This window comes from Paenibacillus sp. A14 (assembly GCF_036864815.1).
In the GTDB taxonomy this organism is placed as follows: Bacteria; Bacillota; Bacilli; order Paenibacillales; family Paenibacillaceae; genus Fontibacillus; species Fontibacillus sanfengchensis.
In genome coordinates this window covers 236,000-249,938 of the sequence record NZ_JBAGJD010000005.1, presented here as the reverse complement: position 1 = coordinate 249,938, position 13,939 = coordinate 236,000, and the positions used below count along the sequence as shown (strand labels likewise).

The 13,939-nt window shown below is 49.2% G+C and carries 9 protein-coding genes and 2 CRISPR repeat arrays (1 of these 11 only partly in view); all 9 genes read right to left on the bottom strand.

Annotated elements, in window-relative coordinates:
- Positions 1 to 2,524: direct repeats of the CRISPR family, unit length 32 nt; unit sequence ATTTCAATCCACGCACCCGCGTAGGGTGCGAC (it extends 977 nt beyond the left edge of the window).
- Positions 2,525 to 2,693: 169 nt separating this feature from the next.
- The 9 genes from cas2 to V4U88_RS15610 all read right to left on the bottom strand — a co-directional run bounded on the left by cas2 (position 2,694) and on the right by V4U88_RS15610 (position 13,932).
- Positions 2,694 to 2,984, bottom strand: coding sequence for a CRISPR-associated endonuclease Cas2 (gene cas2 / locus V4U88_RS15650; RefSeq protein ID WP_334074182.1), 291 nt, complete (start codon positions 2,982 to 2,984; stop codon positions 2,694 to 2,696).
- 9 nt (positions 2,985 to 2,993) lie between these two features.
- Positions 2,994 to 4,025, bottom strand: a complete 1,032-nt coding sequence (gene cas1c / locus V4U88_RS15645) for a type I-C CRISPR-associated endonuclease Cas1c (protein WP_334074181.1) — start codon at positions 4,023 to 4,025, stop codon at positions 2,994 to 2,996.
- Positions 4,022 to 4,681 (bottom strand): CRISPR-associated protein Cas4, encoded by a 660-nt coding sequence (cas4, locus tag V4U88_RS15640; RefSeq protein ID WP_334074180.1) that lies wholly within the window; start codon positions 4,679 to 4,681, stop codon positions 4,022 to 4,024. The genes cas1c and cas4 overlap by 4 nt, the downstream gene beginning before the upstream one ends.
- A complete protein-coding gene (gene cas7c, locus V4U88_RS15635) occupies positions 4,671 to 5,534 on the bottom strand; it encodes a type I-C CRISPR-associated protein Cas7/Csd2 (RefSeq protein ID WP_334074179.1) in 864 nt (287 codons plus the stop codon). The genes cas4 and cas7c overlap by 11 nt, the downstream gene beginning before the upstream one ends.
- Positions 5,535 to 5,539: 5 nt before the next feature.
- Positions 5,540 to 7,477 carry a type I-C CRISPR-associated protein Cas8c/Csd1 gene (gene cas8c, locus V4U88_RS15630; protein WP_334074178.1) on the bottom strand — a complete coding sequence of 646 codons (1,938 nt, stop codon included), beginning with the start codon at positions 7,475 to 7,477 and terminating at the stop codon, positions 5,540 to 5,542.
- Positions 7,474 to 8,193 carry a type I-C CRISPR-associated protein Cas5c gene (cas5c, locus tag V4U88_RS15625; RefSeq protein WP_334074363.1) on the bottom strand — a complete coding sequence of 240 codons (720 nt, stop codon included), beginning with the start codon at positions 8,191 to 8,193 and terminating at the stop codon, positions 7,474 to 7,476. The genes cas8c and cas5c overlap by 4 nt, the downstream gene beginning before the upstream one ends.
- A 45-nt stretch (positions 8,194 to 8,238) precedes the next feature.
- Positions 8,239 to 10,674: a CRISPR-associated helicase Cas3' gene (cas3, locus tag V4U88_RS15620; RefSeq protein ID WP_334074177.1), complete on the bottom strand. Its 2,436-nt coding sequence runs from the start codon at positions 10,672 to 10,674 to the stop codon at positions 8,239 to 8,241.
- A gap of 365 nt (positions 10,675 to 11,039) precedes the next feature.
- Positions 11,040 to 11,802: a CRISPR direct-repeat array (repeat unit 32 nt; unit sequence ATTTCAATCCACGCACCTATGTAAGGTGCGAC).
- 644 nt (positions 11,803 to 12,446) lie between these two features.
- Entirely contained in the window at positions 12,447 to 12,935 is a 489-nt protein-coding gene (locus V4U88_RS15615) for a nitroreductase family protein (RefSeq protein ID WP_334074176.1), read from the bottom strand.
- 181 nt (positions 12,936 to 13,116) lie between these two features.
- Positions 13,117 to 13,932, bottom strand: a complete 816-nt coding sequence (locus V4U88_RS15610; RefSeq protein ID WP_334074175.1) for a hypothetical protein — start codon at positions 13,930 to 13,932, stop codon at positions 13,117 to 13,119.
- Positions 13,933 to 13,939 lie beyond the last annotated feature (7 nt).

Here is a 13,939-nt window from a genome sequence, read left to right as displayed (position 1 = left end):
GGGCAGATACGTTACCGTCATTTCATTTCAATCCACGCACCCGCGTAGGGTGCGACAAGAACGATCAAGACAGAAATCATCAACCCATTTGATTTCAATCCACGCACCCGCGTAGGGTGCGACGTTATACATCGAATACCACCTGCGTCACTTGTCCTTATTTCAATCCACGCACCCGCGTAGGGTGCGACCCGGAAGCTCCCTCTACTTGAACCGTCCTATTCTTATTTCAATCCACGCACCCGCGTAGGGTGCGACGCTGATCTGCTGGCCAATCTCGACACAATCGAGCAATTTCAATCCACGCACCCGCGTAGGGTGCGACTTCACTCGCCATTCCCCCTAATCCTTGATCAATCATTTCAATCCACGCACCCGCGTAGGGTGCGACATCCGGAATCCGATGATGATACGGATGATCTGCAATTTCAATCCACGCACCCGCGTAGGGTGCGACATAAATATTTTATCGTTGACAGTGGACACCATCATTTCAATCCACGCACCCGCGTAGGGTGCGACATATCGTGCAGTTCCTTTGTACACCGTGTTGTCCTATTTCAATCCACGCACCCGCGTAGGGTGCGACAAATAACATGGCTACAATCAAACGTTTGACTATTATTTCAATCCACGCACCCGCGTAGGGTGCGACCTTCGCGCGCCCCCGGCCAAAGTTCTGTTTCCTGATTATTTCAATCCACGCACCCGCGTAGGGTGCGACATTAAGTGTGACTTCTGGATGGACGAGCATAATATTTCAATCCACGCACCCGCGTAGGGTGCGACTAAATACAACAGCGACTAAAGCCAATCCACCCCAATTTCAATCCACGCACCCGCGTAGGGTGCGACACATCGTTTGCCATGGCGGCGAGCACCTTTCTAGGATTTCAATCCACGCACCCGCGTAGGGTGCGACGAGAGCCAACTTTGTTGCTCCTTTCAGTCAAAACGATATTTCAATCCACGCACCCGCGTAGGGTGCGACCAACCATAGCCAGTTCTTTTGCCATATCCAGTTTGAATTTCAATCCACGCACCCGCGTAGGGTGCGACGACCAAACGCCCTTAAAAAGTTTGCCAGCGGCAAAGATTTCAATCCACGCACCCGCGTAGGGTGCGACTACGCCCACTTTTTCAAGTTTATCCCTCCATCGATAATTTCAATCCACGCACCCGCGTAGGGTGCGACTACGCCCACTTTTTCAAGTTTATCCCTCCATCGATAATTTCAATCCACGCACCCGCGTAGGGTGCGACTGACACGCTGCCGAACGAGTCGGAAATCAAGATATGATTTCAATCCACGCACCCGCGTAGGGTGCGACAGTATGTAAAAAATACTTTGCAGCCATACATCACATTTCAATCCACGCACCCGCGTAGGGTGCGACGATATTGTAAAGCTCGTCCCGAATGGCTTCCTTATTTCAATCCACGCACCCGCGTAGGGTGCGACTTGGCCGCCGTTTGCATATGGACGGACACCCATAAATTTCAATCCACGCACCCGCGTAGGGTGCGACGGGCAAGCTGGTCCTGTTTGACGAGGCGGAGTATGAATTTCAATCCACGCACCCGCGTAGGGTGCGACGGAAAATCTTTGATGGGCACCGTGGATAAGGTTGATTTCAATCCACGCACCCGCGTAGGGTGCGACGACGATTGAAATCCGAAAGGTCCTGGGGTGGTAATTTCAATCCACGCACCCGCGTAGGGTGCGACAGGGATACCATAGCGTTCTACAGCTTTCCTAAAGATTTCAATCCACGCACCCGCGTAGGGTGCGACCATAGACATCGTGGTAGAGGCGCTGCGCAGACATATATTTCAATCCACGCACCCGCGTAGGGTGCGACGAGCTGTTGGAGGCATTTTTACCACCTTAACCACTTATTTCAATCCACGCACCCGCGTAGGGTGCGACATACCGTCCGGAATACCAGGGATCGCAACAAATATTTCAATCCACGCACCCGCGTAGGGTGCGACGTTAAAGTAAATATCCCCGTAGGCGGATTAAAAATTTCAATCCACGCACCCGCGTAGGGTGCGACCCACTCCATGTTAAAGTCCAGGACTGTGGCGTAATTTCAATCCACGCACCCGCGTAGGGTGCGACTTCCGATTGGTGAATTTTTAAACCAGGACTCTTTAATTTCAATCCACGCACCCGCGTAGGGTGCGACAAGGGGATTATTTTTCCCTTTTGTCGCGGAGCTTGGATTTCAATCCACGCACCCGCGTAGGGTGCGACGGCCTTGGTCACATAGGTATTTGCGCCAAGGTCATATTTCAATCCACGCACCCGCGTAGGGTGCGACGTCGAGTTGGATTGATGACGAAGACGGTACGGAGATTTCAATCCACGCACCCGCGTAGGGTGCGACTCCTGATGGTGCTACAGGTTATCACATCTATGTATTTCAATCCACGCACCCGCGTAGGGTGCGACCAATATTCGACAGTGGAGGGCAAAAGTCCTATCAATTTCAATCCACGCACCCGCGTAGGGTGCGACTCCGATTTTTACTACAAGAAAAGTAATAAAATATAAATACTGTTAATATAGACTCCTTGATTAGCGCATTCCTTCTTTTTTACAATGAAAAGATTTAGCTTTTATGGAAATTAATTTAAATTTCATGGTGCGAATCCCCCGGGAAAATCATGTTCGCTTCACATTCGCACTACAGAATGAGGGGGCCCTCCAAGTCGAGGGCGGCCTTAATTCCCACATGTTCCACTTTATTCTTATACTGATTCCCCAACTGATAAAATCGAAGGCTATCTTGCTCCGGATCAATCAGTTCCATCAACTTGATTTTTAGTGCCGCCCATTGCGCAGCATCAACGATACACTCGAATACGGAGTTTTGAACACGTTGTCCGTAATTTTGACATGCTTTAGAAACCTGGCGTAGTCTTCTTTGTCCTGCTGCATCAACGGTACTCACATCATAAGTAATCAGTACCAGCATCCAGTCCACCTACTTCCATAAAAATGGAGGGTACTCATCCAGATCCCCGCGCAAGTATCGAGCCAGCAGTAAGGCTTGGACATGGGGCACCAGCCCCCAGGCTATATTTTCACCTAGGTAAGGGTGGGTCATTTTCTCTTGCTTCCTGCTCTGCCAGGCGGAAAGGAACTTTTTTCGAGCGTCCTCGGTCATTAGTACGGCACCGTTCTCCTTGCGGACAAAGTCATTTGCAGTCACTATCTTTTTATTGATCAGTGACAGGACAAACCGGTCGGCAAATACCCCGCGCAGTTCCTCCATCACATCCAGGGCCAAAGACACTCGCCCCGGCCGGTCGCGATGTAGGAAGCCTACATAGGCATCCAATCCGACTCCCTCCAGTGCAGAGGCCGTATCATTGGCCAGCAAAGTGTAGGCTAAAGACAACATGGCATTGACATGATCCAGCGGAGGTCTCCGGGACCGAGTATGAAAATAAAAATCCTCTTTCTGTTGCAAAATCATGGCGTCCAGCAGTTTGTTGTAGCTTAACGCCGCCTGCCCCTCCAGCCCTCTCAGCCGGTCCAGGTCCTCACATTCCCGGATGGCCATCATCAGTTCCGACAATTGGAGTGAAGCTTCCTTAAACTGGGGCACATCGATCCGCAAAGGATAATCCCGAGTCATTCTTTCCAGCATCCATTTGTGATTGTATACCTTACCCAAAATAAAATTACGCGCCACGCTGGCGGACAATGCCTCGTTCTCCGAAACGGCGTATTGCTTCTTGCGGAGGACCACATTCCCCCGGCTAGCGCCGATGACTCTAGCCAGAAATCTCCCGTTTATCGTCATGAAGACGATAGAGATATTCCGCTCCGCACAATAACCCATCAACGCGGGGCTCGCCCCGGTATACCCAAAAGCGATAATCGATTCCAGATTATGCAGCGGCAAGCGACCCAGTTTCTCCTGCTCTTTCAAAAGTACGATATTGTCGCCATCGAGCGATAAATAAACGTCCGGCTGATTAATGAACAGCGTATTTAGCAGCTTCTTCATTCCTTCAGCTTCCCTTCAATATAGCTTCGCACCGAACGCTTTTGCAAAACCTCCGGCAGACACACCGACTTCAAGGAACAGCTTTGGCAAAAAGAACCCGCCTTCACCCGAGGCGTATATCTTCGCCCATAGTAATCCCACATTTCGGCAACAATTCCCCGTACCTTATCTTTCAATTCCGTGGTCAATGGTACTTCGACTCGGCGTTTAATTTCATTGTAGAACATGTAGCCCACCAGAACGGAGCAGAGCAGCATTTCCTCCAAACAAATTGCCTGCGCCGCCAGTTGCAAAATATCCGCGTCGTTCTTTTTAGGCTTGCCCCGCTTATATTCCACGGGGCAAGCCTTGTACCTTCCTTCGGCCTCGCTAATTTCAACACCATCTTCATCTCGAATAAATTCGACTACATCGCAAATCCCCGTGATTTTCAGTTCCTCGGACTTAACGGGAAGCGCCCTTACAGTCAGCTTGTCGCCACGCTTCTCTCTTACGAAAGGCTGATCGGCTTTACGATGCAGATGCTGGCCCTCAATCGTTCCCACATTTTCTTCCCACTGCTGTTCGATATGAATCAGCGCCCACTGGCGCTTGCAAAATTGAAAATGCTGAATGCCGGACAGCATCAGATAATCCTCTTCCGGATTAGCGTCCATCCAAAACTTCGACCTTCAATCCGTCCAAGTCATAGAGTTCGATGGCATAATCCTCAAAGGAACGCGGTTCCTCCACCTTGGATTTGACCTGTAAGGAGCGATGCACCTTAGCGGAGGAGTATTGCCCCAATTTGGAACTATGCTCCCACCAATACACTTTATGCACCTCCATGCTGCCCTCCGGTCTGGCTGACGATAGGTCATTTTCAAAGAGCGTCAAAAGGGCTTGTTTTATTTTTTCCGCATCATCGTTTGTAAAGCCTGTTTTCTCCGCCAATTGGGTATTGATACTTCCATAGAAAACATACAGCCCGAAATCCACGCGGTGTTTCATCCCCATGGTATCGGACCCGCGGTCTTTGCCCGGCTCCGAGTTGACACTCTTGGTAATCTGCATACTACTAATGTCGATGGGATCTACACTTCTGGCCGTATGAATGGACACGGGACCTCTAACGCCAACGGAAACGCCGGCACCGTTACCCGATCCTTTAAAAGCAAATACTTGTCCAAAGCTGCGCACATCGATCCATTCCCGACAAGCGACGGTGGCGAAAGCCTCACTCGATGCGGTTTTGGATTTCAAAATTTGATTCAACTCCGCATTGCCATCCGCACGTTCCCTTAAACTATCATACTCATCTACCTTACGATCATTCGATTGTACGAAAATCGTTTCCCCCATGTCCTGCAGCCGGTTTCTGATCTTACGTTTGAGGGCCACATCCGAAATTTCTCCATAGCCGTCATAGTTTTGCCGCGGACGGTTTCCATTTAGCGGATCGCCGTTGGGATTGGCGCAAGTCACCGACAAGACAACGGCAAAATCAATTTTATGGTCCAAACTGCTCATTCCAATCACTCCTCCATATTTGATGATACTTCCGCTTCCGTGCTGCTTTCTTGATTTTTACCTTGATAGAAGACATGTCTCTGACTATAAAATCCAAGCAAATACTTGCCGGATAACGGTTTGTTATTAAAATCCTCCGGTTTGAACTTGAAGCCGATCTCGTCGATCACTCTTGTCCAAAATGCGGCATCCCTGCCCAATCGGGCCAAGTAAGGCTGCAGGCCTTCCTGAATAATCCGCCAGGTCCGTTCGGGGTGCTTGGAGAATGCATTCATATAGCGTATGGCATTGGTTGCCCGTTTCTCCTCTTTTCCCAGTGCCCGTCTCTCAAGCACATCGGCCACGGCCAACATGCGTCCGAACAAGTAGCTGCGGTCGTCGCTGTTTACATCAAGCGCCATTCCGATTCCCTCCTGTTTATCCGTTAAATGCTTGTTAATCAAAGCGCAGGCGATACTTAGCGTCTTCTCCCATTCCCAATTTTCCATGCCCACAGGATTGGAGGCCCGGTTAATCGCGCTCGTGATGATATCCAAAGGAATTCTCGTGCCGTCCACGATACACGGAAGCATGCGCTCCATCAGACCTTTGACAACCTTATCTCCCGCCCTGGGCCCGTAGGCCGCAAATGCGATGTCTTTGGTGGCCGGAGCCCCGTAAAAAGCGACAAATTCACTCTGGTCGTTCTTCCGGTACCGGTGAAGCCAGGCACAGGTGGTATGCCATTTGGCAAGCCTGTCCAAATAGAGCTCCTTATCCATATTGCGGAAATACAAAACCGCCATACGACCTGTGGTCGCCGAATCCAATACCATAATATTAACGGTGGGTTGGAGTTTGCCGCGAGTTCCCTCCCCAAGTTTATTTCGGTAACCGTCCAAAGCTTTGGCTACTTCTTGGGCTAACGACTCATTCGTATTAGACTTGTGAGTCACGGCGGGAATGGCGTCCGGATCCAACGCGAACGTGTCTTCCGACGGATCCGGAATATATAACGAATCATTGCCCCACACCAGGAATACCCGTTGATCTATCGTCTTCCCTTGACGGTTAATGAGCCATTTCAGGGCATTGTGTGCTTTTTGAGATACCTCATAGCTAATGTTGGCGGCATCCCTGCTCTGAACAAAACGACCCCGAAAAGTAAATCCGCTGGTATCGTTCGCCGAAATGAGCTTGGCCTTATCCGCCGCATTGCGAATTTTGTTCGCATGCCGTTCTGTGCTGGGCAAGTTTTTTCCTGTGACATAACATACATCCTCTTCACCCAACCGTTCTTGGTAAAAAGCGATGAAAGAATCATACACTTCGCGATCTTTCCAGATGTCGGTTAAAATCCGGTCCGGCGAATGGACATTAAACCGCACAAAAGCACTAGTCTGATCTCCCGCTACTACGCCAAAAATATCCGGTTTTTCAGGATAACGCGCTTCATATTTTTTGTCCCATTTCTCAATCAAACGGTTGTCCTCATCCACTGCCAGAACGTGTTTATGATTGACCAGGTCATGGATCAGCGTTCTTTTGCTGAGATACCGGTAAATGCTTACTATTTTGGGGTGAGCATAAGGTGACTCCGCCCAATTCTGCAATTCATGTATGTAAGTTTCAAAAGGCTCCTCACCTTTAATTTTCCCGCCGTAAGCCACAAAGTCCCCCGCCACGTAACTTAATTTGTCATGCAGCGGGTAAGGTGCGATGACGGACCCCGCCCGGCTGGCGGACTTCTCGGTACAGGGAATCAAGGTGCTTGCGTCGCTTTTGTCGATCACTTTTGCGAAATGGAACTCGCCCTCCTCCGTAATCAGCACTTCAATATGTGCATTCTGAGTCGTGTGCGAGACGGGGAGGAGTGTGTATTCCCGGCCGTTTTTCAGTTCAATCTCGCCTACACGATCCAGATTGGCTTCATAAGTTTCATATAAGCTGAGCAGCCAACTCATAGATATTCCTCCTCTCCCCAACTGGCCAACAGTTGGTCTGCGGATTCTACATCTGCCGAATCAAAGCGCTTCGGCTCCATCTCCGATATTACACGGACCTGTGGGCATTCCTCCGGCCGCGGGAACGTAATGATTCCATTCTTCATTACCGGTTGCCACAGTCGAACTTCCAACTGATCTCTACCCGTTTCATCCGGGTAGTTGATCCCATGCACCATCGTGCCAAGATGAATTTCGCCATAGTCGTCATAATAACTATCGCCTTCCCCAAACCGGCACGGCTCCACATATCCCTGACACTCCCGAGTGCCGAGAAAAATATCCCTCCGCCCTCCTGCCTTGACGCTGCGCATAAGAATATTATGGTGTTTGTGCTCGTTCCGATCGTAAGCCATATCCGGACGGTTCATATTGAACTCAAAATGGCATCTGACTTGATAGTGCACTTCTTTTAAATAGGTGTAATTGGCAAGCGTATTACCGCCGCTATAGTCAATGGGGCGAACCCCCTTGGACTCCATTCGAATCGCATTCATTACCCGGATCTCGTCGACGATCATGAGGATCGTAGGCTTCCAATAGATACTTTCACATATCCCTTTGATCGCCTGGTAGGTGGGGACCTGATAGCTCAGCTTCTCACCGCCGAGTTTGGTTAGCGGATCGGTAAACAAGGCGTAATCTCCATACACGGAAAATTCAACGGAGTTTCTGATCATATAGATTCACCTCCTTTCGAGTTCACTGTTACGCTTTATTTTTCAAAAAATACTAGCCCCCGACCAGCTCTCATTCTCCAGATCCAATCCGTACTCCTCGTTATAAGCACCGTCTTTCAGCACCCGTACCTGTCCATCCAGACAGTATTCCAGACCGCCGTTTTTACTCAATTGCTCCAATTCATACGGAAAAAGGTTTACAGTGAACTGCTGCGCCTTCCGCATCACCCTGCCGAAATCTTCGATACTTTTTGCCCCGTTTAACTCGGTAATGATCTCCTCGCCTTCTCCATACGGCACAATGACCGGTGTGGTCATATTATCAATGACGTGAAAATGCTCTGCGGCCGTGCGGTAGCTGTTGACCAGAAACAGAGGGGGCCGCTTTGGATGGTTAAGGCAATAGTCCTGAAAATATTTATTTTCCTTATACCCGGCAAAAAGTAAGGTGGTCATGTCCATATTCAATTTTGGAACATTAAAATCCAGGAATGGCTTCACTTCCGTATAAAACCGCTGAAAGTAATAAGTCATCGCCTCCACCGACAAAAGATCGCCGCCATGGCTGGATGCCTTATGCCGCAGATCAATGAGCATTTGCTTCGTGATTTCCTTGCCCTTGCCGATTTCCTGCAAATGCCGCAAATTCTCTTCCGCATGATCGATCAGATAAACCTGCTGCAAGGTGTCTTCCCCGTGCCGGTTGCATCTTCCGGCCGCTTGAGCCAGGGAATCCAGCCCGGCCAACGAACGAACGACACATTGAAAGCTGATATCGACGCCTGCTTCGATCAGCGGTGTACTGATGCAAACCATTTGCTCCTGATTCGCTAGATGTTCACGGATTTTGCCCATCCTATCCTTCCGATGCGCCGGACACATCGACGTGCTTAAGTGATAAACCGGGATATCCCGCAGCTGGTTAAGGAGACGCTGATACAACTCCTTCACTACGGCTTTGGTGTTCAGAATAATTAGAATATTGCGTTTTTCCTTCAGCATATGGAGGACAAAGTTGGCCAGCTTCTCATTCGTGTATTTTTCATGACTTGCTTCATCCATCAGTTCTACACGCTTAAACGCCGTAATCACTTGACCCAGATCTTGAATCATTTCTGCATTCTGTTGGATCTGGAGCTGATGCTTCACAAAGTTTAGCGCCGGTTGGGTCGCCGTGCATAGCACGATACCCGTACGGCAAAAATCATTCAGAAAATTCACCGCCTCATTAAACAAAGACACACAAGAAACCGGCACTTTCTGAACTTCATCAAAAATAATCACGGACTCGCTAAGGTTATGCAATCTCCTAATATTTCTGCTGCCCTTGGCATAAAACACATTCAAAAACTGCACCAATGTAGTGAAGATGACGGGAGAGTCCCAGTTGTCCTTGGCCAGCTTTAGCTTTTGCCGCACATTCATAAGACCGTCATCCGCTTCATCATCCCCATCCAAATCTTCAATCACATTGGAATGGTGCTCCAGAATGTGGGCGTCATCCTGCAAAATTCTGCGGACTTCGGCAGCATTCTGCTCAATGATCGTGGTGTAGGGCAGCACATAAATAATATGTTTTTTGCCATGGATTATCGCATGCTTCAAGGCATATCGAAGGCTCGCCAGCGTTTTCCCGCCTCCCGTAGGAATGGACAGCGTGTAAATCCCCGACAGCCTGTCCGCAAATCGGTCACACTGCTCCGACATGTCGTTCCTTAACTTGTTAATGGAAGAAGATGAGCCTGTCTGTTTACCCATGGACTGGATCACAGCCATCAATTTATCGTAATAACCCTGAAAGAGTTCATTGGCGGGAGGAGCCTCCTCCTCTCCATCAGCAACATTGTCTTCGAAACGCCTAGTATCCGTACGGTCCCCGTCAATTAGAGCGCTGAATACAAACTTTGTTAAAAACATGCATTTAGCTTCCCTGCTAAAAGAAGAAGGAGCCAACAAATATTGTTTTAGTTCCCTTACAGCCTGATCGACATAATGCTGAAACTCCACTTCACTCATCACTTGTTCAAAGAAAAGGCGTACACTTTCGTCATAATCCGCGATATCTTCTTTGTCTCTGACACGCCGCAAATAAGGGGATTCCAAATCCGGGTCCAGATAGTCGTGCACATAAGAGTGGTGGGATATAATCGCGTTGCCTACAATTTCAGCCAGGATCCCCTTTTCCAGCTCAATATTGCTTTTGTGGTACAAATCGTAGAGAAGCCGCCCGCCTGCCGTGGAATGATCTACGCTCCCGCGTTTGGGGGGAGCCTCCGGATGATTCACCGCCTCCATCAGATAATCCTGAAACGCGTTCGAGAATTTCCCCATATCATGCAGCACCCCCGCCAGCCCGGCTACATGGGTGATTCCGAGCTTTGCCCCAAAGGATTCCGCCAGCTTCCGAACTCCGTGCAAATGGGCCTTCAGGGATTGCCGTTCCCGGTCGCTTTCACGGATATGAGCGATAAACTCCATAGCCCTACCTCCCCCTTTCAAAAAAATAGTTCAAACGACTCGTTAAATTGTTATTTACTAATTCTCTAGCACTATCGCATTTCCCTTCCAAAATTCTACATATTTCTTTATTTATTGTTTTATTTCTAGCTTATGAAGTCTCACATTTTGTGTACACATCTATTGGGTAAAAAAAGAACAGCCCCTGCCGGGCTGCCTTATCCATAAAATGTTAAGTTAGGTAGCGTAGTGTCTTACATGGAATCTATGCACCTAGTTAAGTGTGCGACTAATCCTCAAATGATTTCAAGTCATTCCGCTATTTCAAGCCACGCACCTACGTAAGTGCGACTCAATTTGTAACACAACTTCTTAGTGTTCTCAATATTTAAATCCACGCACCTATGTAAGGTGCGACCATGGATCGGCCGGAATTAATTCCTCATCCGCCAAATTTAAATCCACGCACCTATGTAAGGTGCGACCCGGCCATCCGGACGCGGCGCCCCGTTCTTCTCAATTTCAATCCACGCACCTATGTAAGGTGCGACAGTGAGTGCAAAAGGGATGTCCTGCGAACCAAAGATTTCAATCCACGCACCTATGTAAGGTGCGACGAGATTCCAGAAGGTTCATCGGGGACTTTCTTTTTATTTCAATCCACGCACCTATGTAAGGTGCGACCATGTCGAAAACCTTTGTAATAAGTAGGCAATGTATATTTCAATCCACGCACCTATGTAAGGTGCGACTCCTGCGAAACCTGTTGATGTCGATCCTCCAGCATTTCAATCCACGCACCTATGTAAGGTGCGACCTGTCCCGATCAATCCGAGGTATTTGGTGTTATGAAATTTCAATCCACGCACCTATGTAAGGTGCGACGGTTCACGGGCTACTTCGCCAAAGTGGTCCGATTTTTATTTCAATCCACGCACCTATGTAAGGTGCGACTGGGTATGCCCAAAGGATTATGCTATTCGACAGATTTCAATCCACGCACCTATGTAAGGTGCGACCGAATGGCCATGAAAGCCGTAAAAATCCAAATGATTTCAATCCACGCACCTATGTAAGGTGCGACGCCAAGGTTTAAGGATGTGCCGAAGGCAAGGGGATTTCAATCCACGCACCTATGTAAGGTGCGACGCGTTTTTTAACATATATTGTTAGAAAATATACTTCAAAACTACAAAACGACTACTTTAAGCAATTGAGTGATTATTTTACTGGTATATTTTATGTGAATATGGAAACTTAAGTAAGATATTTTAGTGCGAATCCCCCTAGAAAATCATGTTCGCTTCATATTCGCACCAAAAGTATACGCCTCTGTATAAGTCAAACTGTCGTTTTTACCAGATAAGGTGTGAAGTGTCTTTATCGTACTCTTACGCAATGCCAATTCTTTAATTTAAATTAACTGGAATTCCTCCCGTTAATTTGATGCCTATGCGGCTGCAGAGGCAAATTAGCTGGAAAACCTCCCGGTAATTCGCCTGAAATTGCGTATTTCGGCAGTTGGGTCGCGAAATAGATGGAGCTTTTCCAGCTAATTCGGGTCCAAGGGCCAAGAGCGGTATATTAACGGGAGGTTTTCCCGTTAATGATAGAGGTTAAATGTGTAGACTCCAACGGTGGTGCTTGATATCTACATGGTGAATTCCGGCAAAGTTTAACCTAAAACTAGGTTAGAAGATTTCCACGAAATCTCCAAGATTCTTACATTATACCATAGGAAAAATGTCCTCCGAGAAGCCAGCTATCCTACACATAGAGCAGATGTTGATCGCTCAAGGCAGATACGCAATTTTTGAGGTAATCGGCGTTCTTGGCTTGGCCGCCGGTACTTCCGCCGGGTAACCGACTCCCAAGACTCCGACGACATCGTAATTCTCCTGGACGCCGAGAACTTCGCGATTACGTGGCGTGGCGCCGATGGACGACCAAAACACACCCGCACCCGCCTCATGAGCCGCCAGCATGAAGTTTTGAATGAAGCAGGATACGGCCATCACATTCTCATCCCGCTCTAAAGGAGTGGAAGCCGGTTTGGATAAAATTGCAAGTACGACTGGGGCACCGCCAAAGTCGGTTTTATGGTTCAAACTCGCTCTCGTCTCCGGCCCGATGAACAGGATCTCCCAAGGTTCGTTCATCCGGTGATTGGGCGCGTAGCTTGCGGCTTCCAGCCAGGCGGTTAAGTCCTGTTCACCGACCGGATCGGGTTTAAACATCTTGATATTTCTCCGGGTCTTCATGGCCTCCGTCAATTTTGTCATGGTTTTCCGTCATCTCCTTCACTGGCATATACCTATGTATACGACAAGTATACGATTACAAATGTATACATCTTCCTGGGGATTGTCAAAGTAAAGCAACCTTGCTCCACTTCTTAAGTTACCGGGCTGTATCAACATTTAGAATCCCCCCGCTTCATTCGAAGCAGAGGGATTCTCATCATCAGCTTGCCGTCGTCTGCGCTTCATCCGTGTCTGTTTTAGTCCCGGATTCCTGCTGCCCGCCTTTCCCCATATGCGTATGCGTCCCGTTGACAATCTCCAGCGCTTTATCCGCTAGGCTGGCCTTGCGGCTATCATACTCCGTTTGCGTAATCTTGCCGTCGGACAATCGCTCATCCAGCGCGGTGGTCAACTCGCTCGTGACGAGGTCAACGACCGATTTCTGGGCCACGCCTTTTTCTTCAGCCAGGGTAGCCAGAGATTTTCCCGCATGCAAGCCGGTTTTCAGATCATCCGCCGTCATCCCGAGCAGCGAAGCGACACCCTCCTTATCCAGATGAGTTCCGCCGTGTCCGCCAAACCCGCCTTTTCCATCCGACACCCGGTTCACCAGCTCCGCCGCTTTCGCCGAGACTTCGGCTTTTTCCGTGTTATATTGATCCTGCGCCAGGCTGCCGTCCGCCAGCTTCACATCCAGATTCGCGGCTAGCTGCTCCGCAACCAAATCAATCACCGACTGTACCTCGATGTTTTTCTCTTCGGCCAGGGTCGCCAGCGACTTCCCTTCACGCTGCGCCGTCCGCAGCTCCTCCTCGGTCACCCCCAGCAGCGATGCGATCGCCGCATGGTCCAGCTTTTTGGCGCCGCCTCTTTTTTTCAGCGTCCCTTTCGCCGCAGTGTCCGTTGAAGCGGACGATTGCTGCGTATCGGCGGCCGTATCCGCCGCCGCGGCATAAGCCTGTCCGGCCAGGGCGGCACCGCCGCCCAATGTGATAGTCAATGCAAGCACACCTGCTGCCAGTATTTTTTTATTCATGAAAGTT

Bases quoted from the DNA above. Each gene is read 5' to 3' on its own strand.
- cas2 (WP_334074182.1), bottom strand. From the start codon at position 2,984: ATGCTGGTACTGATTACTTATGATGTGAGTACCGTTGATGCAGCAGGA.
- cas1c (WP_334074181.1), bottom strand. From the start codon at position 4,025: ATGAAGAAGCTGCTAAATACGCTGTTCATTAATCAGCCGGACGTTTAT.
- cas4 (WP_334074180.1), bottom strand. From the start codon at position 4,681: ATGGACGCTAATCCGGAAGAGGATTATCTGATGCTGTCCGGCATTCAG.
- cas7c (WP_334074179.1), bottom strand. From the start codon at position 5,534: ATGAGCAGTTTGGACCATAAAATTGATTTTGCCGTTGTCTTGTCGGTG.
- cas8c (WP_334074178.1), bottom strand. From the start codon at position 7,477: ATGAGTTGGCTGCTCAGCTTATATGAAACTTATGAAGCCAATCTGGAT.
- cas3 (WP_334074177.1), bottom strand. From the start codon at position 10,674: ATGGAGTTTATCGCTCATATCCGTGAAAGCGACCGGGAACGGCAATCC.
- V4U88_RS15615 (WP_334074176.1), bottom strand. From the start codon at position 12,935: ATGACAAAATTGACGGAGGCCATGAAGACCCGGAGAAATATCAAGATG.
- V4U88_RS15610 (WP_334074175.1), bottom strand. From the start codon at position 13,932: ATGAATAAAAAAATACTGGCAGCAGGTGTGCTTGCATTGACTATCACA.